Genomic DNA, 17872 nt, shown 5'->3' on the forward strand with positions numbered 1-17872 from the left:
ACGAAGAAGGCCGGCGGGATGCCGGCCTTGCGGTCCAAACAAGTCGCTCTCGCAGGAAGAACACGCTAGAAGAACAAGAGGCTGGATGTCACGCACCCTGATCGCCATCGGCCTGTGTCTCGTTGCCATGGGGCTGTTCTGGCCGTGGCTCTCCAAGCTGCCTCTCGGCCAGTTGCCGGGGGATATCGCCATTCGCCGCGAGAACGTCTCGTTCTACTTGCCGATCACTACCATGATCCTGCTGAGCCTGCTCGTTAGCGGGCTGTTGTGGCTGCTCAACCGCTGAGACTCCTTCCCCCGAAACACGCCGAACAGGCGGCCAAAGGGCCGGGCTGCCGCCTGACTTGGCTTGGCGGTAGGCGCGTGCACAAGCGCTGAAGCGCAGCGCGACGTGACGATGCACAAGGCGGCTGCGCGTCAGGCAATAGAAAAAATATATCGGTTAGACGGCAAACGAACCTCTAGGCTGAGGATGGCACGCCTCGCTTGGCTGTGGTGCATGCCGACAACAAACGAAAAATGCAAACAAGAACAAGGAGCCAACGATGTCTCCCATCCCCCTGCAGCGCTTCGTCCTGTCCGTCGCCAGTGCTGGCCTTCTTGGCGCCGTCTCTCTCGCTGCGCTGGGCGACGAACAGGAACCCGCCTGGGCACAGGGCCGCGCCGCCGAACTGGGCAATTCGCCCCTCTCGCCTCACGCTGCCCCGCTAACGGTCACGCCCGAAGAGGATATCCCCCTCGATCACCTGCGCATGCCGGACGGTTTCAGTGCCGAGATCTGGGCGCATGGCATGCCGGGCGCACGCATGATGACCCTCGGCGACGAAGGCACGCTGTTCGTCGGTACACGCAGCATCGGGCGGGTCTATGCGGTACGCGACAACGGCAATGAGCGCGAACACGTCATCGTCGCCGAGGGCCTGACCCAGCCCAACGGCGTCGCCTTCAAGGATGGCAGCCTTTACGTGGCCGCCATCAACCGAGTCTTCCGCTACGACGATATCGAATCGCACCTGGCCAATGGCGGTGACATTCCCGAGCCCGAGGAGTTGACCGATGCTTTCGGCCTGCCCGACGACGAGCACCATGGCTGGAAATTCCTCGCCTTCGGACCGGACGATCGGCTCTATATCCCCGTCGGGGCGCCCTGTAATGGTTGCGAAGTCGATGAGGATACCCACGCCACCATCCATAGCTTCGAGCCGGACGGGAGCGACATGCGTATCGAGGCGCGTGGCGTGCGCAACAGCGTCGGCTTCGATTTTCACCCCGACACCGGCGAACTGTGGTTCACCGACAATAACCAGGACTGGATCGGTGAACACGGCCCCGGCGACGAACTCAATCGCCTGGGCGAGTCCGGCGAACACTTCGGATTCCCGGTCTGTCACAGCGTCGGCATCGTCGATCCCGATCTGGGCGACACCGACGCCTGCGAGGACAAGACGCTGCCTGCTGCGGTCACCGATCCTCACAGCGCACCGCTGGGCATGCGTTTCTATACTGGGGACATGTTCCCCGAGGAGTACCGCAACGCCATCTTCATCGCCCGCCGCGGCTCTTGGAATCGCACCCTGAGCGTGGGCTACGACGTGCTGGTGGCCAAGCTCTCCGAGGATGGGATGCGCGCCGACCTTTCGCCTTTCATGGTGGGCCTGCTCGATCCGCGCGAGAATGCCTTCTCGGGGCGGCCGGTCGACGTTCTACCGATGCCGGACGGCGCTCTGCTGGTTTCCGACGAGCAGAACGGCGCGATCTACCGTATCAGCTACGACACTCCCGACTATGTGGAGTGAGGCCATGTGTCGCCATGCATGCGCGCCTGGACGGCGCGCACTCGTTCTGTCATGGCTCTGTAGCGGCCTGCTGGCCGCAGAGGCCAAATCGCAGGAGGGCCCGGCGGCGGGTCTGCCACTGGAGGAACAGGTCCAGGTCTGCGGAGCTTGCCACGGCGAGAATGGCAACGCCGTCGAGGCAGGCGTCCCCTCTCTGGCCGGACAACCCGCGCTCGCTTTCACCAATCAGCTAATCTATTTTCGTGAACGCCTGAGACGCAGCGAGATCATGACCCCCCAGGCCCAAGGGCTCTCCGACGAAGAGATCCAGGCGCTCGCCAAGCATTACGCCACACGCCCGTTATCGCCGCCCGACGGGAAACCGGACGAGGCGTTGGTGGAGCGGGGCCGCGAGCTCGCCCACGAGCATCGCTGCGCCAGCTGTCACCGCTCCGACTTCTCGGGCCAGGAGCAGATGCCGCGTCTCGCTCATCAGCGTGAAGACTACCTGGCCCAGGCCATGCGCGATTACCGGGAGCGCACTCGTGGCGGGCCGGATACCACGATGGTCGAGATCCTGCGTAACGTCGATGACGAGGAGATCGATGCCCTGGCACATTTTCTCGCTCACTTCGAACGCGGCTAGCCTGATTCGTCTCGTGCAAGCAGGTGCCGCAGGCAACCTAGGCTCCTGCGGCGTGGAAGATCGGCAGGGGTCGCTCAGTAAAACAGACGCCGCAGGGCTTCGCCCGGCTCGGCCTCGCGCATGAAGGCCTCGCCGACCAGGAAGCCGTGCACGTCGTGCTCGCGCATGCGCAGCACATCGGCCTGGCTGTGGATGCCGGATTCGGTCACCACGGTGACGTCGGCGGGAATTCGCGGCAGCAGTTCCAGCGTGGTCTCCAGCCGAGTCTCGAAGGTGTGCAGGTTGCGGTTGTTGATACCCACCAGGCCGATGTCGAGCTTGAGCGCGCGCTCGAGTTCCAAGGCGTCATGCACCTCGACCAGCACGTCCATGCCCAGCGCGGTAGCCTGCTGATACAGGTCGGCCATGCGTGCATCATCCAGCGCGGCGACGATCAGCAGGATGCAGTCGGCACCGATGGCATGGGCCTCGCTAACCTGATAGCCATGCACAATAAAATCCTTGCGGATCACCGGCAGGTCGCACGCCTCGCGGGCGGCGATAAGAAAATCCTCGTGGCCTTGGAAGAAGTCGACGTCGGTCAGCACCGAGAGGCAAGCGGCGCCTCCGGCTGCGTAGTTCTCGGCAATCTCGGCAGGGCGGAAATCCTCGCGAATCACCCCCTTGGAGGGCGAGGCCTTCTTGATCTCGGCGATCACCGCCGGGTCGCCCTCGGCGATACGTCGGTCAAGGGCCGCGATGAAACCGCGCGGGGCGCTCTGGCGCTGAGCCAGTTCCAGCAGCTCGGCTTCGGACACGGCGCGGCTGCGCTCGGCGACTTCCTCGTCCTTGCGGGCCAGGATGCGGGTGAGAATGGTCGGGGCGTCCTGGGTCGGGCTCATGGTCTATGTCTCGATACGGGCGGCAGCGGCCGCGAATGGGGGTCAGGAAACCAGTACCCGGGTAAAATCGGCCAGTTCCTTCATTTTTTCCAGCGGCAGCTTGGAGGCCTGGGCGTCCTGGGCCATCATCACGCCTTCCTTCAGCGTGTCGGCGATCCCTGCGCAGTAGAGCGCACCACCGGCATTGAGGGCCACGATATCGGCCGCCAGGCCTTCACCCACCAGCGCTTCACGCACCAGGCGCAGGCTATCCTCGGCACTGACGACCTTGAGCGGTGCCAGCTCGTGCCGCTCGATGCCAAAGTCCTCCGGCGTGATGGTGTAGCAACGAATCTCGCCATCCTTGAGCTCGGCGACCCGGGTGGGCGCGGCCAGGGATATCTCATCCAGGCCATCTTCGGCATGCACCACCATGACGTGACGGCTGCCGAGCTGGCGCAGCACCTCGGCCATCAGCGGCACCAGCTCCACCGAATAAACGCCCAGCAGCTGATTGGGCGCCCCGGCCGGATTGGTCAGCGGGCCGAGGATGTTGAACAGGGTGCGAACGCCCATTTCACGGCGCGGCCCGATGGCGTAGCGCATCGCCGGATGATGGTTGGGCGCGAACATGAAGCCGACCCCTACCTGCTCGATACAGCGCGCCACCTGTTCCGGCCTGAGGTCGAGCTGGATGCCCGCCATGTCGAACAGATCGGCGCTACCCGAGGAGGACGAGACGCTACGGTTACCATGCTTGGCCACGTGCGCACCCGCCGCCGCGGCGACGAAACTGGAGGCGGTGGAGACATTGAACAGGTTGGCGCCGTCGCCACCGGTGCCGACGATGTCCACCACGTTGTCGGCGACGACTTCGACCCGCCTCATCAGTTCGCGCATCACCTGGGCCGCGGCTCCGATCTCCTCGGCACTCTCTCCCTTCATGGCCAGACCGACCAGCAGGCCGCCGATCTGGGCGTCGCTGGCCTCGCCGGTCATGATCTGGTGCATCACCGAGTGGGTCTCGTCGAAGCTCAGATTCGCGCGGCGCATCACCGCGGCAATAGCGTCTCGCATCTGCATGGGCAGAACTCCTCTGTCGGTGCGGCTCAGCGGCGCTGCAGGAAATTGGCCAGTAGCTCATGCCCTTGACGGGTCAGGATCGACTCCGGGTGGAACTGCACCCCTTCGATGTCCAACTCGCGGTGGCGCAGCCCCATGACCAGACCGGGGGTCACATCGTCATCATCGGTCCAGGCGGTGATCTCGAGGCAGGCGGGTAGGGTCTCGGCTTCGACCACCAGCGAATGGTAGCGGGTCACCTCGAGCGGATCCTCGAGCCCGGCGAATACCCCCTGGCCGCGATGGCGGACGCGCGAGGTCTTGCCATGCATCACTTGAGGGGCTCGTATCACGCGTCCGCCGAAGACCTGACCGATCGCCTGATGCCCCAGGCAAATCCCCAGGATCGGCAGCCGACCGGCGAAGTGGCGGATCGCCGCCAGCGAGATACCTGCCTCGTTGGGAGTACAAGGGCCCGGGGATATGACCAGATGACTCGGCGCCAAGACTTCGATCTTCTCCAGAGTGATGGCATCGTTGCGGAAGGTCGCCACGTCGGCTCCCAGTTCGCCCAGGTACTGCACCACGTTGAAGGTGAAGCTGTCGTAATTGTCGATCATCAGCACGGACATGACGTTAGGTCCCGTTCCACAAGCTTTCTTGGCAATGTTTCATGCGTCTCGGCCAGCCGTGCGGGTCTCCTTCGGGCACAAAAAAGCCGCCCAGACGGCGGCATCTTCTTCACTCGTCGGCGTGCCGCCCCTCGCTCAGGAGCGCCACCACTGGATCGAGCATGACAAAGAGACGAAAATATTCATGCCGCTAATAGTGCCGTCGCGCGCCCTGCGCTGTCAACGCATGTTCGCGCGGAAGCCCCATGCCGGCCCTCTCATGACCGAAACGGTGCGCCGCCGCGGGTGGCTGGTCAGGCCAACGCTCAACCTCTATCATCGGGCATGCGCAACCGCGAAAAGGAGATTGACGATGCGCTCGACCCGCCGTGCCCATTGCTGGCTGGCATTCCCCCTCGCTGCCATGGTTGGCGGGGTCCCGGCTGCCTCAGCCACACCCAAGGTGGTCGCCACCTTCTCGGTACTGGGTGACTTGGTCAATCAGGTCGGCGGTAGCGACATCGAACTGGTGGTACTGACCCCCACCGGCGCCGAGGTGCACGAGTGGGAGCTGACCCCGAACAACTTCATCGCTCTGGAAGATGCCGACCTGGTCTTCTACAACGGCTATCAGCTCGAGCAATGGATGCGTCAGGTGTATGCCACCGTGGGCAACCGAGCACCTCTGATCGCCGTGGCGGAAAAATCCGAATACCAGACGCGCCCGATCATCACCGGAGAGTACACGGGCGACCCCGACCCGCACCTATGGATGGATCCGCGTGCTACGGCCGCTTTCCTCGAGGTGATCGCCGATACGCTGGCCGAGATCCATCCCGACGCCGCCGATGACTACCGGGCACGCGCCGAAGCGGCCAGCGAGACTCTTGCCTCGCTGCACGAAGAAATCGGCGAGCTGCTGGCCGGCGTTCCTGAAGAGCAACGGCTGCTGATCACGACCGAAGCGGCCTTCGGCTACTTTGCTGACACCTATGACTTTCGCCATGACGGGGTATGGGGCAACAATGCCGAGACCGAGGGCTCACCCCAGCAGATCATGCGCATCGTCGACCTCATCGAAGAGCACCGTCCACGAGCCCTGTTCTGGGAAAGCACGCTCACGGATCGCTACGTGAGTAGCATTGCCGCCGACACCGGCCTCGCTGTGGCTGGCCCTCTCTATGTCGATTCACTGAGCGAACCCGATGGAGACGCGTCCAACTACGTCGCATTGATGCGTCACAATGCCCTGCTGATTCGCAACGCCCTGCTTGGCGAAGAAAAGAACGGCGAATCAACGTCCGGCGAAAAGCAGAACGAGGAACAATAAGGCCGAGCCACGGGGCGTCCAAAAGCGTCGCCCCTTGTGGCATCGGTAGCGAGGGGCGAAAAGGGGCACCTGCCAAGACTAGAGGTTATCGAGCCCTTTCTCGGCCATGGCCACGGCGCGAAAGATAGCGCGCCCTTTGTTGAGCGTCTCCTGCCATTCGAGCTCGGGCACGGAGTCGGCGACCACTCCCGCCCCGGCCTGAACATGCAATTCTCCGTCTTTGATCACCGCGGTGCGAATGGCAATGGCGGTATCCATGTTGCCGTGCCAGGAAAGATAGCCCACCGCACCGGAGTATATGCCGCGCTTGACCGGCTCCAGTTCGTCGATGATTTCCATCGCTCGGATCTTGGGCGCCCCCGACAGCGTGCCCGCCGGAAAGGTAGCCCGCAGCACGTCCATGGCGGAAAGCCCCGGCTTTAGCCTTCCGGTAACGTTGGACACGATATGCATCACATGGGAATAGCGCTCCACAGCCATCTGGTCGGTGACCTTCACCGAGCCGGTCTCGCTGATTCGCCCCACGTCGTTGCGCCCCAAATCGATCAACATCAGGTGCTCGGCCACCTCCTTTGGATCGGCCAGCAGATCGGCCTCAAGTGCCATGTCCTCGGCTTCGGTCTTGCCTCGCACCCGGGTGCCGGCAATCGGCCGTACCGTGATTTCACCCTCCTCGAGCCGTGCGAGAATCTCTGGCGACGAGCCCACCACATGGTGATCGTCGAGGTTGAAGAAGAACATATAGGGCGAAGGATTGAGGCTGCGTAGCGCGCGATAAAGGTCGAGTGGCGAGGCCCGGTAAGGGATCGACATGCGCTGCGAAGGCACGCACTGCATCACGTCGCCGGCCAGTACGTACTGCTTGATGGTTTCCACCGCTGCCTTGAACCCCGCTTCGGTAAAACCCGAGGTGAAGTGCCCCTCCTCCACCGCGCTGCGGCCGGTGCCGGGGCTACCGGCCAGCACGCTGGCACTGCGCAGCCGCTTCTCCAGCCTCGCCAATCGATCGATGGCCGCCTCGTAGGCGTTCGCTGAAGCCGGGTCGGCATGCGTCCACAGCGTCAGACGTCCCGAAAGGTTGTCGAATACGACCAGCTCGTCGCAGACCATCAGCAGGATATCGGGCACGTCCAAAGGATCGGGCTTCGCCGCGACGTGCGAGCCGCGCAGGCGCGGTTCGATGTAGCGGATGGTGTCGTAACCGAAATAACCGACCAGACCGCCATCGAAGCGCGGCTGATCGTCCAACCGCGGCACGCGAAAATCCGCTTGGAAGCGCTCGATCCAGGCGAGTGGATCCTCGACCTCGTCGCGTGCCACGCACTCACCATGGCGGAAGTGGCTCACGCGGTGACCGCGAACTTCGATCCGCTCATGGCTGGGCAGCCCGATGATCGAATATCGCCCCCACTTCTCGCCACCCTGTACCGACTCGAGCAGGAAGCTCCAAGGTTCATCGGCCAGCTTCAGGTAAGTGGACAGCGGCGTGTCGAGATCGGCCAGTACCTCACGGGTGACCGGGATACGGTTGTAGCCGGCGCGGGCCAGCTCATGGAAACGTTCGGGAGACATCATGCCCGATTCCTCGAAGGGTCGACGGTGACGTGATGGGTGCAATCGCTATGACGGAGTGAAAGCGAGCGTCACCATCGCCAACCGTCGGCTCCGGCAAACGGCATCGGCGAGCGGACGGCAGTCGGGAAGCGACTGTCTCGGGAGAGGGCGGAGTCATCCAGCATCATGCGGCTGTCCATCGAAGCGTGTCCCGCGGAGATAGGCAATCGGAATGAATTCCGAATCGTCGATAGGAAGTGAAAATCACCCTAAACGAGTTCCGCCAGCGATTCAACCATGCCATCGGGCCGGCTATCGCGCACCGGCTCGCCATGGTTGTAACCGTAGGGAACCGCCAGGGTGCGAAAGCCTGCCGCCCGTCCCGCTTCGACGTCATGACGCGAGTCGCCAACCATCAGGCAAGCGGAGACCGGCTGCCCGAAACGCTCGGCCACGTGCCATAGCGGTGCCGGATCGGGCTTTTTCTGCGGCAAGCTATCGCCGCCCAGGCACAGCGCGAAATGGTCATCGAGGCCGAACGCCGACAGGATCGGCTGGATCAGGGCGAACGGCTTGTTGGTGACCACGGCAAGGATCCGACCTTCTTCGCGCAAGGCATCGAGGGCTTCGCGCACGCCGGGATAAAGCCGGGTGCGAGCGGTAGGATCGCAGCCGTAGTGCTGCAGGAATCGCGCGTGGCCAAGCTCCAGCCGCTCCAACGATGGCGGCGTCCCCATGGCATCAGCTAGCGCGCGCTCGACCAGCTTGCGCGAGCCATTGCCCACCCAGTCTCTCACCTTGGCCTCGCCCGCGGGTGGCAGTTCGAAGTCAGCCAGCACGGCGTCCACTGCCGCCGAGAGGTCGGGCACGGAATCGACAAGCGTGCCGTCCAGGTCGAAACAGATCAGGCGAATGTCGGCCAGCATCGGGTGCATCGGAATAGCCTCGCGTTCATCGTGTTCCCATTGTGCCGCAAACGCCGTAGGCAGGAAACGCCACACCGCTTATGCTGGGGGCCGCATAACTTCTTGAGGAGCGGGTATGAACAAACAGCGGATCGTGGTGATCGGCGGCGGCGCCGGCGGTCTAGAACTGGTGACGCGCCTGGGACGCCGACTGGGGCGTCGCGGCCGAGCCGAGGTGACACTGATCGATCGCAACCCGACGCACATCTGGAAACCGCTGCTACATGAGGTAGCCACCGGAGCGCTGGATTCAGGGCTCGATGAAATTTCCTACCAGGGCCATGCCCGGGACAATGGCTACCGCTTTCAACGTGGCACGCTCGAAGCGCTGGACCGGGAACGGCGTCAGCTGCGCCTCGCCCCCGTCATCGATGAACATGGCGACGAGGTGCTGCCGGCCCGTTCCATCGACTACGACCTGCTGGTGCTGTCGCTGGGCAGCGTCAGCAACGATTTCGGCACTCCAGGGGTCGCCGAACATTGCCATTTTCTCGATAGCCCCGCCCAGGCGGAAGCCTTCCGACGTGACATGCTCAACACCTTTCTGCGCTTCAGCGACGCCGAACGGCGTAGTCATCCCCGACTCACCGTGGGCATCGTGGGAGCCGGAGCCACCGGCGTGGAGCTGGCGGCGGAGCTCTACGACGCATCTCGCATGCTGCATAGCTACGGCTTCACCGACATGGACAGCGGACAGCTCGAGGTTCACCTGATCGAGGCGGCGCCGGACGTGCTGCCGGCCCTGCCCGAGCGAATCCGTACCGCCGTGCGCAAGGAACTGGAGCGACTGGGCGTGTCGGTGCATACCGGCACACGAGTGGTATGCGTCGATCAGGATGGCATCATGACCGCCGACGAGCGGCGCATCGACACCAACCTCAACGTCTGGGCGGCCGGCATCAAGGCCCCCGATGTGCTCGCCGACCTCGGGCTGACTCTCGACCGCAACCAGCGCATCCGGGTCGAGCCCAACCTCCAAAGCGTCGACGATCCGCATATCTTCGCCTTCGGCGACTGTGCCAGCTGCCCGCAGCCGGACGGCACGCCGGTGCCGCCGCGCGCCCAGGCCGCCCACCAGCAGGCCCAGCGACTCTATCGCAACCTGCTCGCCCGTCTCGAAGGTGGTGAACTCAAGCCGTTTCGCTACCGCGACCGTGGCTCGCTCATCTCGCTGGCGCACTTCGAAGCGATCGGCAGCTTGATGCGCGGCGCCTCGGCGCGCAGCCTGTTCGTCGAAGGCCAGCTCGCCAAATTCTTCTATGCTTCGCTCTACCGCATGCACCAACGCGCCGTTCACGGTACCGTCAAGACCGGTCTGATCCTGCTGGCGGATGGCCTGAATCGCTTCATTCGCCCGCGCATGAAACTCCATTGAGGGCTTATTGGCGGGCTTGGACGCCGCGTTGCGTCAACCAGGCCCGCTTGCGTGGCGCCGATAGTCGCTTGAGTTCGGCCTCCAGGCGCAGCGCTTGTCCATGGCTACCCACCAGCTCGTGATGCACCAGTGTCAGCGGCCCGCGCCCGCGCAATGCCTTGGCACCGCGGCCGGCGCGGTGCTCGGCGAAGCGCCGCTCGACATTCGTGGTAATGCCGGTATAGAGGGCGCCGCGGGCCGTCTCGATCATGTAGAGATGCCACAGCGGGGCCGCACCACTCACGGCTCACCGACCTCCACCGTGGCAAGCTGCTCACGAAAGGCGCGCAGCACACTGTCGTAACGGTGCGGGTCGGCTTCGCTCGTCGCACCGAATACGGCCGAGCCGGCGACGAAGGTATCGGCGCCGGCCCGCGCGATCTCGGCGATGTTGTCGACCTTTACCCCGCCATCGATCTCGAGGCGAATCTCGTATCCCGAGGCGTCGATGCGGCGACGGGCTTCACGCAGCTTGTCCAGCGTCCCCGGAATGAAGGCTTGCCCACCGAACCCGGGGTTGACGCTCATCAGCAGGATCATGTCGACCTTGTCCATCACGTAATCGAGGTAGGAGAGCGGCGTGGCCGGATTGAATACCAACCCCGCCTTGCAACCACCGGCACGGATCAGTTGCAGCGAGCGATCGATATGCTCGGAGGCCTCCGGGTGGAAGGTAATGTAGGTGGCTCCCGCCTCGATGAAATCATCGATCAACCGATCTACCGGCTTGACCATCAGATGGGCATCGATCGGTGCGGTGACACCATGCTTGCGTAGCGCCTGGCAGACCATCGGTCCGATGGTCAGGTTGGGCACGTAGTGGTTGTCCATAACGTCGAAGTGGACGATATCGGCGCCGGAGGCCAGCACGTTGTCCACCTCTTCACCCAGGCGGGCGAAATCGGCGGAGAGGATCGAAGGGGCAATCAGGAAGTCTCGGCGCGTGTCGCTCATTGGAGGTACCAACCATGGCACGGAAAGAAGAAGCGACATGTTACCAGACCGGCCTGCCCCGGGCAGACACTGCTTTCACCACCAAACGACACATAGATTAAAAAAGAATAAAAATACGGATTGTAATTCCACAATAGCAACCTTACTCTTGTGATCAAGTTCCCTTCGTCGGAGACATCGAATGCGATTCCATACCCTTCGTCGCACCCTGATTGCCACTGCTCTGGGCATCGGCCTGGCGACACCGGCGCTGGCTGCCGATCGCGAACTGCTCAACTCCTCCTATGACATCGCCCGCGAGCTGTTCGCCGCGATCAATCCTGAGTTCATCGCCCACTGGCAGGCAGAGAATGGCGAGGAGATCGAGATCCAGCAATCCCATGGCGGCTCCTCGGCCCAGGCCCGCGCGATCCTGCAGGGGCTGCGCGCTGACGTCGTCACTTACAACCAGGTCACCGACGTGCAGGTGCTGGCCGATGCCGGCCTGGTCGCAGAGGACTGGCAACAGCAATTACCGAACAACGCCTCGCCCTACTACTCCACCACTGCCTTCCTGGTACGCAAGGACAACCCGAAGGGCATCGAGAGCTGGGACGACCTGGTGCGTGAAGACGTCAAGATGGTCTTCCCCAACCCCAAGACCTCCGGCAACGGACGCTATACCTACCTCGCCGCATGGGGCTTCGCCGACCAGCAGTTCGATGGCGACGAAGAACAGGTTCACGATTTCATGCGCACCTTCTTGCGCAACGTGGCGGTATTCGACACCGGCGGCCGCGGCGCTACCACCAGTTTCATCGAGCGCGGCATCGGCGACGTGCTGATCAGCTTCGAGTCGGAGGTCAACAACATTCGCCAGGAGTACGGCAGCGACGACTATGAAGTGATCGTGCCACCGGTCAGCGTCCTGGCGGAGTTCCCGGTCGCCATGGTCGAGGCCAATGCCGAACGCAACGGCAACCAGGACCTAGCCAGAGCCTACCTGGAATATCTCTATAGCGAGGAGGCGCAGCGTATGCTGGCCGGCTTCAACTACCGCGTGCACCACGAGGCGGTCGTCGAGGAATTTGCCGACCGCTTTCCCGAGACCGAGCTGCTGACCGTCGAGGAGATCGGCGGTAGCTGGGACGAAGTGATGGACGTGCACTTCGGCAGTGGCGGTTTGCTCGATGAGCTGCAGCGCCGCTGATGGCCACAGCGGCCGAGATACACGCCAAGAGCGAGGCTTCATGAGCACCCGTTCCTTCGCCATCGGCCTTGGCAGCACCCCCAAGCGGGTGCTGCCGGGTTTCGGTTTGTCACTCGGCATCAGCTTGACCTTCGTTTCGCTGATGCTGTTGCTGCCGCTGACCGGCCTGTTCGGTCAACTGGCGGGACTCAGCCTGGCCGAGTACTGGACCATCGTCACCGACGAACGGGTAGTGGCAAGCTATGGAGTGACCATTGGCGCCGCCGCCGTGGCGGCCATCGTCAATGCCGCCTTCGGCCTGTTGCTAGCGTGGGTGCTGGTACGTTACGAGTTTCCGGGCAAGCGCTTGCTCGATGCGCTGATGGACCTGCCCTTCGCTCTGCCCACCGCGGTGGCGGGCATTACCTTGGCCACGCTCTACTCCAGCAACGGCTGGATGGGGCAGTTGCTCGAACCGCTGGGCTTCCAGGTGGCCTACACCTGGGTCGGCATCGCCCTGGCCATGGCCTTCACCAGCATTCCCTTCGTGGTACGCACGGTGCAGCCGGTGCTCGAGGACATGCCTCACGAGATGGACGAGGCGGCCCTGACGCTTGGCGCGTCGGATGTCACCGGCTTTCGCCGAGTGATTCTGCCGCACCTGTGGCCGGCGCTAATGACCGGCACCGGCCTTGCCTTCGTGCGCTCGCTTGGCGAGTTCGGCGCGATCATTTTCATCGCCGGCAATATGCCCTACGAGACCGAAATCACCGCGCTGATGATCTTCGTGCGGCTGCAGGAGTATGACTATGTCGGCGCTTCGGCCATCGCCTCGGTGGTACTGTTCGCTTCGCTTGCCTTGCTGCTCGTCATCAATATCTGGCAAGGCCGCTTCATCAAGCGCCTGCATGGAGGAAACGGCTGATGCAGCGAATCGGTGACGCTCCCACCGTCAGGCGCCTGTTGATCGCTGCCGCCGTGCTGCTAGCGGCACTGTTCCTGCTGCTGCCGCTGGTGGCCATCTTCCTCCAGGCCTTTGCGCGTGGCGTCGACGTGTTCTGGGCCAATATTTCCAACCAGTACACGCTGGCAGCGATCCAACTGACGCTGTTTATTGCCGTGCTGACGATTCCTGTGTGCCTGGTATTCGGCGTGGCGCTGGCCTGGCTGGTGACCCGCTTCCGCTTCCCGGGACGGCGCATCCTGCAGACACTGATCGACATCCCCTTCGCTGTCTCTCCGGTGGTGGCGGGCCTGGTTTACCTGCTGCTCTACGGACGCAACGGCTGGCTCGGGAGTTGGCTCGACAGCTACGACATCCAACTGATGTTCGCCTGGCCCGGCATCCTGCTGGTCACCATCTTCGTCACCTGCCCCTTCGTCGCCCGCGAGCTGATTCCGCTGATGCAGGCCCAGGGTTCCCGCGAGGAGGAGGCGGCCGTGACCCTTGGCGCCCCCGGCTGGACCATCTTTCGTCGGGTGACGCTGCCCAACATCCGCTGGGCACTGCTCTACGGTGTGATCCTGACCAACGCCAGGGCAGTGGGCGAATTCGGCGCCGTCTCGGTGGTCTCCGGCGCCATTCGCGGACAGACCAACACCTTGCCGCTGCACCTCGAGCAGCTCTACCAGGACTACAACACCGTGGGCGCCTTCGCCAGCGCATCGCTGCTGGCCCTCATCGCCCTGCTCACGCTGGCCGCCAAGGCCAGCCTGGAATGGCGCGCCGCGCGCCGGGAGGTTCACGCATGAGCATCCGCCTTCAACATATCGGCAAGCACTTCGGCAGGACCCAAGCGCTGGAGCCGGTCGATCTGGACATCGCCGAAGGCGAGCTGGTGGGGCTGCTCGGCCCTTCGGGTTCCGGCAAGACCACCCTGCTGCGTATCATTGCCGGACTGGAGACGGCCGATCGCGAGCCCGGCGGGCGCATCCTGTTCGGCGACCGCGACGTGACCCACCTGCACGTGCGCGATCGACGTATCGGCTTCGTGTTCCAGCACTACGCGCTGTTCCGTCACATGACGGTGTTCGACAACGTGGCCTTCGGCCTCACCGTGCTGCCGCGCAAGCAGCGCCCCTCTAGCGGCGAGATTCGCCGCCGGGTGCATCGCCTGCTGGAGATGGTCAAGCTCGAGCATATGGCCCAGCGCTACCCGGCCCAGCTCTCCGGCGGTCAGCAGCAGCGCGTCTCCCTGGCGCGTGCCCTGGCCCTGCGCCCCGACGTGCTGCTGCTCGATGAGCCCTTCGGCGCGCTCGACGCCAAGGTGCGCCAGGAGCTGCGCCGCTGGCTACGCCACCTGCACGACGAACTCCACTTCACCAGCCTGTTCGTCACGCATGACCAAGAGGAGGCGCTGGAACTCTCTGATCGCGTGGTGGTGATGAGCAATGGACGCATCGAGCAGATCGATACTCCCCATGAGCTCTATCGCCACCCAGCCAACCGCTTTGTGTTCGAGTTTCTGGGCGACGTCAACCATCTTGAAGGTACGGTGCGCGATGGCGTGCTGACTTGCGGCAATGCGCACTTGGCGGTGGATCTGACCGATGGCCCCGAAGAATTGCTACTGCGGCCCCATGAGATCGAGCTGGCGGAGCGCCCCAGGCACGGCGCTCAGCTGCCGGTCACCGTAACGGCCATATCGCCGGTGGGTGCCGAGGTGCGTGTGGAACTGGAGGCCGACTGGCTGGGCGAGCCCTGGCTCGCCACGGTGAGCCATGCCGATTACGAGCGGCTGGCGCTCACCCGCGGCGCGGGCCTTTACGTCCTGCCCCGCCGCTGGCACCGTTTTCCCGCCGAGCGGGACAGGCTGCCATCGAGAACGGCAGAGTCCGTGAGTTGAGCGGGCGCTCGGCTACGCCTGGCCCGCTGCGCCTTCCTGCCGCTGCGCCCAAAGCATCAGAGTTTCGTTCTCGCCGCTGAGTGGTTCCAATCGCTCCTCCACGACCTGGAACCCCAGGCGTCGGTAGAAGGAGACGGCACGCACATTACGGGAATAGACGCACAGCGTGATACGCTCGCGCAGCTTCATCGCATGCGCCATCAGATGGGTGCCATGACCGAAACTCTGGACCTCGGGGTCGATGAACAGCGCCTCCAGATGATCCTCGTTGAGTGCGGCGAAGCCGATCATCCGCTCGGCGACCTCGAGCACATGGATCTCGGCACTCGGCAGATATCGCTGAGCCATGTCCTGGGCCCGCGCCCGCCAGAAATCGGCGGGAATGAAGTCGTGGGCCAGCATCGAGGCGCGCAGCCAGATATCGACGAGCTGAGGAATGTCGTTCGGGTTGGCGGTTCGTATCATGTGGCGTCTCCCGTGCGTAGAGTTCGATTGTAACCGCTCGCGTCGGTTTCGGCGCAACGCTGTCGCCACCCGCCGGCAGCCGATATACTGGCCTCGGCCGCAAGCAGGCGCCCAGGGTGCCGCATCGCATGCCGCCAACAGCTCGTATACGCCTTTGGGGAAACAGAATGAATCGACGCCATGTCCTGTGTGCCGGTGCCGTCCTGCTCGCCGCCAGCCTGCTGGCCGGCTGCGCCAGCCCTCACTACCTGCAGCTCAACCCTCAGCGCAGCACACCGGTCGATCAATTCGGCAATGGCGAGGCCGTTACCGTGGCGGCCACCGATGAGCGCGATGACGACGTCATCGGTACTCGCAGCGGCAGCGCCATGTCCACCGCGGTCATTACCGTCAATGCCCACGAGCTGGTACCGCAACTGCAGCGCGAAGCCGAGCGCGCCGTGCGCGACATGGGCTTCTCGCCCATCGTCGAACCCGCCAATGGCCGCCCCAGCCTGACCGTATCCCTACTGCACCTGGGCTATGAGCGTGGAGAGAGCCGTCCGGTCATCGATGAAGCCCGCCTCAAGGCGATTCTCGAGGTCAAGGTGGTCAACCAGGGCACCACCTACACCGGCACCTACACGTCGCGCCGCACCCAGAGCTATGCGGTACGCCCCGATCGCGACGCGAACACGCGCATGCTCAACGACCTGATCAGCGACGCCCTGGACCGCGCCTTCAGCGATCCGGAGCTGGGACGACTGCTGGCCCGCTGAACCGTGCCAACGGCGTGATGGACCGCCGAGCCGGGACGCGCCACAAGCAAGAGCGAGACGAACGCAGGCGCGGCTCAGGTCGATGGCCCTCGGCGCACCATGGCCCAGATGCTCTCACGAAAGCCGCTCTCCCCCTCCGCTTCGTCATCCTCCAGGTGGGTGAGCTGAAAATTGGGTTCGAACAGCTCGCGCACCTCCTCGGCCGGCACATGGAAGGGTGGCCCCGCCGCCTCATCGCCAGGCGCCCGGGTTAGCGCAACCACTAGCCCCCTGGCACCGGGAGGCGTCAGTTGGGCTAGATGGAAAGCGTAGCGCTGGCGTGTCGCAGGCGGCAGCGCGATTAGCGCCGCCCGATCGTAGAAGGCCCCGATCTCGGCGGCTTGATCGATGTGGAAGTGGAAGAAGTCACCATGCCAAAGCTCCACGCTGCCTTGTCGGCAAACCTCGAATGGCCCTTGCCGGTAACGCGAGACGCTGCCCCCCCCTTCGGCAACGAACTGCTCGATCGCTTCTTCCGCCAGCTCGATGCCGAGCACCGGATGGTCGTGGCTCGCTAGCCAGCGCATGTCAAGGCTCTTGCCGCAAAGCGGTACGAGCACCTTGGTTCCGGCCCGCACGCCGAGCTGCGGCCAGTAACGGACCAAAGCCGGATGCGCCTCGGGACGATGAAAGCCAATGCGCCCTTCCCGCCAGCGGTCGAGCCATTCATGCACCATGCAGGCCTCCGTCAGAACCAGCGGTCGCGCTTGCGCTTCCGGCGCGGCAAATGAGGAATGATCAACCCCACCAGCAGGCCGGCACCGGCCACACCGCCGCCATACATAAAATAGCGCATCAACAGGTCTTCCTCCTGCGTATCCAGGCGTGCCTGCAACTGGCGTATGGTGCGTTGCGACTGGTCGGCCTCGCTGTCGAGCTGATGATTACGCTCTTCCAGTTCGGCGATACGCCGTTCACGCGCTTCGAGCGTCTCGGTCATGGCCGAGACCCGCCCTTCCCAGGTCTCGTTAATGCCGTCCAGTTCCGCTTCCAGCTCGGCCACCTGGTTCTGCAAGCGCGGTAACTGCTCGCGGGCGCTGGGGGTCTCCTGCAGTTCGTCGCTGAGCACCCACACCCGATCGCCCTCGGCATCCTCGACCCGGCTGTAGTCGCCGCTCACCTCGAGCACCGTCACCGGCTCACCGGCGGTCAGTGTGCCCACGATGCGGTAACCGTCGGTCGGCCCGCTGCGCACATAAGTGGTCAGCTCTTCGGAGACCCAATGAGTGTTGTCGCCACTCTGCTGGGCGTGAAGCGGCAGGGCCATGAGGCCCAGCGACACGCCTGCCAAGATAAATTTGATCCGATGCATCGTCATGCCGTTGTCCTGGCTGTTGATCCACGCGCGACACTCTCGCATGCCGCACTGCGCTGACGTTGACGTTCAGCGGCCTATCCACAGCTTCTGTGGATAAGCCCCGGGAA

General features: G+C 63.9%; 20 protein-coding genes. 10 read left to right on the top strand and 10 right to left on the bottom strand.

Annotation, left to right across the window (positions count from 1 at the left end; genetic code table 11):
* Window positions 1-85: 85 nt before the first annotated feature.
* The 3 genes from F0A17_RS06000 (at window position 86) to F0A17_RS06010 (ending at window position 2421) form a co-directional block, all read left to right on the top strand.
* The gene (locus F0A17_RS06000; RefSeq protein ID WP_149327459.1) at window positions 86-286 is read left to right on the top strand and encodes a DUF2905 domain-containing protein; all 201 of its coding nucleotides are present in this window, start codon (window positions 86-88) and stop codon (window positions 284-286) included.
* Between the two features lie 259 nt (window positions 287-545).
* The gene (locus F0A17_RS06005) at window positions 546-1796 is read left to right on the top strand and encodes a PQQ-dependent sugar dehydrogenase (RefSeq protein ID WP_149327460.1); all 1251 of its coding nucleotides are present in this window, start codon (window positions 546-548) and stop codon (window positions 1794-1796) included.
* A gap of 4 nt (window positions 1797-1800) precedes the next feature.
* Window positions 1801-2421: a c-type cytochrome gene (locus tag F0A17_RS06010; RefSeq protein ID WP_187774638.1), complete on the top strand. Its 621-nt coding sequence runs from the start codon at window positions 1801-1803 to the stop codon at window positions 2419-2421.
* A 74-nt stretch (window positions 2422-2495) separates the two neighbouring features.
* Here F0A17_RS06010 and trpC read toward each other — a convergent pair whose 3' ends face one another.
* The 3 genes from trpC to F0A17_RS06025 are packed head-to-tail and all read right to left on the bottom strand — an operon-like array spanning window position 2496 to window position 4975.
* Window positions 2496-3302, bottom strand: coding sequence for an indole-3-glycerol phosphate synthase TrpC (gene trpC / locus F0A17_RS06015; RefSeq protein ID WP_149327462.1), 807 nt, complete (start codon window positions 3300-3302; stop codon window positions 2496-2498).
* A 42-nt stretch (window positions 3303-3344) separates the two neighbouring features.
* Complete coding sequence (trpD, locus tag F0A17_RS06020) at window positions 3345-4364, bottom strand: anthranilate phosphoribosyltransferase (RefSeq protein ID WP_149327463.1); 1020 nt, start codon at window positions 4362-4364, stop codon at window positions 3345-3347.
* 26 nt (window positions 4365-4390) lie between these two features.
* Window positions 4391-4975 carry an anthranilate synthase component II gene (locus F0A17_RS06025; RefSeq protein ID WP_149327464.1) on the bottom strand — a complete coding sequence of 195 codons (585 nt, stop codon included), beginning with the start codon at window positions 4973-4975 and terminating at the stop codon, window positions 4391-4393.
* Window positions 4976-5327: 352 nt separating this feature from the next.
* On the opposite strand from F0A17_RS06025, the gene F0A17_RS06030 reads away from it, so the two are divergent.
* A complete protein-coding gene (locus F0A17_RS06030) occupies window positions 5328-6284 on the top strand; it encodes a metal ABC transporter solute-binding protein, Zn/Mn family (protein WP_149327465.1) in 957 nt (318 codons plus the stop codon).
* A gap of 78 nt (window positions 6285-6362) precedes the next feature.
* On the opposite strand, the gene trpE is transcribed toward F0A17_RS06030, so the two are convergent.
* Complete coding sequence (gene trpE, locus F0A17_RS06035; protein WP_149328182.1) at window positions 6363-7856, bottom strand: anthranilate synthase component I; 1494 nt, start codon at window positions 7854-7856, stop codon at window positions 6363-6365.
* Between the two features lie 251 nt (window positions 7857-8107).
* The gene (locus tag F0A17_RS06040; protein WP_149327466.1) at window positions 8108-8773 is read right to left on the bottom strand and encodes a phosphoglycolate phosphatase; all 666 of its coding nucleotides are present in this window, start codon (window positions 8771-8773) and stop codon (window positions 8108-8110) included.
* Window positions 8774-8879: 106 nt separating this feature from the next.
* Between F0A17_RS06040 and F0A17_RS06045 the strand changes: the two genes are divergently transcribed.
* Window positions 8880-10178: an NAD(P)/FAD-dependent oxidoreductase gene (locus F0A17_RS06045; protein WP_149327467.1), complete on the top strand. Its 1299-nt coding sequence runs from the start codon at window positions 8880-8882 to the stop codon at window positions 10176-10178.
* 4 nt (window positions 10179-10182) lie between these two features.
* Here the strand turns inward: F0A17_RS06045 and F0A17_RS06050 are convergent, their stop codons facing one another.
* Together F0A17_RS06050 and rpe are read right to left on the bottom strand one after the other, a co-directional pair.
* On the bottom strand, window positions 10183-10461 hold the full coding sequence (locus tag F0A17_RS06050) for a GIY-YIG nuclease family protein (RefSeq protein ID WP_267285431.1): 279 nt from the start codon (window positions 10459-10461) through the stop codon (window positions 10183-10185).
* Entirely contained in the window at window positions 10458-11171 is a 714-nt protein-coding gene (gene rpe / locus F0A17_RS06055; protein WP_149327468.1) for a ribulose-phosphate 3-epimerase, read from the bottom strand. Before rpe ends, F0A17_RS06050 begins: the two co-directional genes overlap by 4 nt.
* A gap of 181 nt (window positions 11172-11352) precedes the next feature.
* On the opposite strand from rpe, the gene cysP reads away from it, so the two are divergent.
* Genes cysP through F0A17_RS06075 form a run of 4 tightly spaced genes read left to right on the top strand, consistent with a single transcriptional unit; the run spans window position 11353 to window position 15185 of the window.
* Window positions 11353-12360 (top strand): thiosulfate ABC transporter substrate-binding protein CysP, encoded by a 1008-nt coding sequence (gene cysP / locus F0A17_RS06060; protein WP_149327469.1) that lies wholly within the window; start codon window positions 11353-11355, stop codon window positions 12358-12360.
* A 40-nt stretch (window positions 12361-12400) separates the two neighbouring features.
* Window positions 12401-13264 carry a sulfate ABC transporter permease subunit CysT gene (gene cysT, locus F0A17_RS06065; RefSeq protein ID WP_149327470.1) on the top strand — a complete coding sequence of 288 codons (864 nt, stop codon included), beginning with the start codon at window positions 12401-12403 and terminating at the stop codon, window positions 13262-13264.
* Window positions 13264-14091, top strand: a complete 828-nt coding sequence (gene cysW / locus F0A17_RS06070) for a sulfate ABC transporter permease subunit CysW (protein WP_149327471.1) — start codon at window positions 13264-13266, stop codon at window positions 14089-14091. The genes cysT and cysW overlap by 1 nt, the downstream gene beginning before the upstream one ends.
* Window positions 14088-15185, top strand: coding sequence for a sulfate/molybdate ABC transporter ATP-binding protein (locus tag F0A17_RS06075; protein WP_149327472.1), 1098 nt, complete (start codon window positions 14088-14090; stop codon window positions 15183-15185). The genes cysW and F0A17_RS06075 overlap by 4 nt, the downstream gene beginning before the upstream one ends.
* Window positions 15186-15197: 12 nt before the next feature.
* On the opposite strand, the gene F0A17_RS06080 is transcribed toward F0A17_RS06075, so the two are convergent.
* Window positions 15198-15650, bottom strand: a complete 453-nt coding sequence (locus F0A17_RS06080; protein ID WP_149327473.1) for a GNAT family N-acetyltransferase — start codon at window positions 15648-15650, stop codon at window positions 15198-15200.
* Window positions 15651-15817: 167 nt separating this feature from the next.
* Between F0A17_RS06080 and F0A17_RS06085 the strand changes: the two genes are divergently transcribed.
* Window positions 15818-16408 (top strand): YajG family lipoprotein, encoded by a 591-nt coding sequence (locus F0A17_RS06085; RefSeq protein ID WP_149327474.1) that lies wholly within the window; start codon window positions 15818-15820, stop codon window positions 16406-16408.
* Between the two features lie 74 nt (window positions 16409-16482).
* Here the strand turns inward: F0A17_RS06085 and F0A17_RS06090 are convergent, their stop codons facing one another.
* Both F0A17_RS06090 and F0A17_RS06095 read right to left on the bottom strand, forming a co-directional pair.
* Window positions 16483-17124, bottom strand: a complete 642-nt coding sequence (locus tag F0A17_RS06090; protein ID WP_149327475.1) for a thiopurine S-methyltransferase — start codon at window positions 17122-17124, stop codon at window positions 16483-16485.
* 11 nt (window positions 17125-17135) lie between these two features.
* The gene (locus F0A17_RS06095) at window positions 17136-17765 is read right to left on the bottom strand and encodes a TIGR04211 family SH3 domain-containing protein (RefSeq protein WP_149327476.1); all 630 of its coding nucleotides are present in this window, start codon (window positions 17763-17765) and stop codon (window positions 17136-17138) included.
* Window positions 17766-17872: the final 107 nt, after the last annotated feature.

This window comes from Billgrantia pellis, from assembly GCF_008297955.1.
Lineage (GTDB): Bacteria > Pseudomonadota > Gammaproteobacteria > Pseudomonadales > Halomonadaceae > Halomonas > Halomonas pellis.

Coding starts and splice junctions, on each gene's coding strand:
- F0A17_RS06000 (WP_149327459.1), top strand. CDS start 86: ATGTCACGCACCCTGATCGCCATCGGCCTGTGTCTCGTTGCCATGGGG.
- F0A17_RS06005 (WP_149327460.1), top strand. CDS start 546: ATGTCTCCCATCCCCCTGCAGCGCTTCGTCCTGTCCGTCGCCAGTGCT.
- F0A17_RS06010 (WP_187774638.1), top strand. CDS start 1,801: ATGTGTCGCCATGCATGCGCGCCTGGACGGCGCGCACTCGTTCTGTCA.
- trpC (WP_149327462.1), bottom strand. CDS start 3,302: ATGAGCCCGACCCAGGACGCCCCGACCATTCTCACCCGCATCCTGGCC.
- trpD (WP_149327463.1), bottom strand. CDS start 4,364: ATGCAGATGCGAGACGCTATTGCCGCGGTGATGCGCCGCGCGAATCTG.
- F0A17_RS06025 (WP_149327464.1), bottom strand. CDS start 4,975: ATGTCCGTGCTGATGATCGACAATTACGACAGCTTCACCTTCAACGTG.
- F0A17_RS06030 (WP_149327465.1), top strand. CDS start 5,328: ATGCGCTCGACCCGCCGTGCCCATTGCTGGCTGGCATTCCCCCTCGCT.
- trpE (WP_149328182.1), bottom strand. CDS start 7,856: ATGTCTCCCGAACGTTTCCATGAGCTGGCCCGCGCCGGCTACAACCGT.
- F0A17_RS06040 (WP_149327466.1), bottom strand. CDS start 8,773: ATGCACCCGATGCTGGCCGACATTCGCCTGATCTGTTTCGACCTGGAC.
- F0A17_RS06045 (WP_149327467.1), top strand. CDS start 8,880: ATGAACAAACAGCGGATCGTGGTGATCGGCGGCGGCGCCGGCGGTCTA.
- rpe (WP_149327468.1), bottom strand. CDS start 11,171: ATGAGCGACACGCGCCGAGACTTCCTGATTGCCCCTTCGATCCTCTCC.
- cysP (WP_149327469.1), top strand. CDS start 11,353: ATGCGATTCCATACCCTTCGTCGCACCCTGATTGCCACTGCTCTGGGC.
- cysT (WP_149327470.1), top strand. CDS start 12,401: ATGAGCACCCGTTCCTTCGCCATCGGCCTTGGCAGCACCCCCAAGCGG.
- cysW (WP_149327471.1), top strand. CDS start 13,264: ATGCAGCGAATCGGTGACGCTCCCACCGTCAGGCGCCTGTTGATCGCT.
- F0A17_RS06075 (WP_149327472.1), top strand. CDS start 14,088: ATGAGCATCCGCCTTCAACATATCGGCAAGCACTTCGGCAGGACCCAA.
- F0A17_RS06080 (WP_149327473.1), bottom strand. CDS start 15,650: ATGATACGAACCGCCAACCCGAACGACATTCCTCAGCTCGTCGATATC.
- F0A17_RS06085 (WP_149327474.1), top strand. CDS start 15,818: ATGAATCGACGCCATGTCCTGTGTGCCGGTGCCGTCCTGCTCGCCGCC.
- F0A17_RS06090 (WP_149327475.1), bottom strand. CDS start 17,124: ATGGTGCATGAATGGCTCGACCGCTGGCGGGAAGGGCGCATTGGCTTT.
- F0A17_RS06095 (WP_149327476.1), bottom strand. CDS start 17,765: ATGACGATGCATCGGATCAAATTTATCTTGGCAGGCGTGTCGCTGGGC.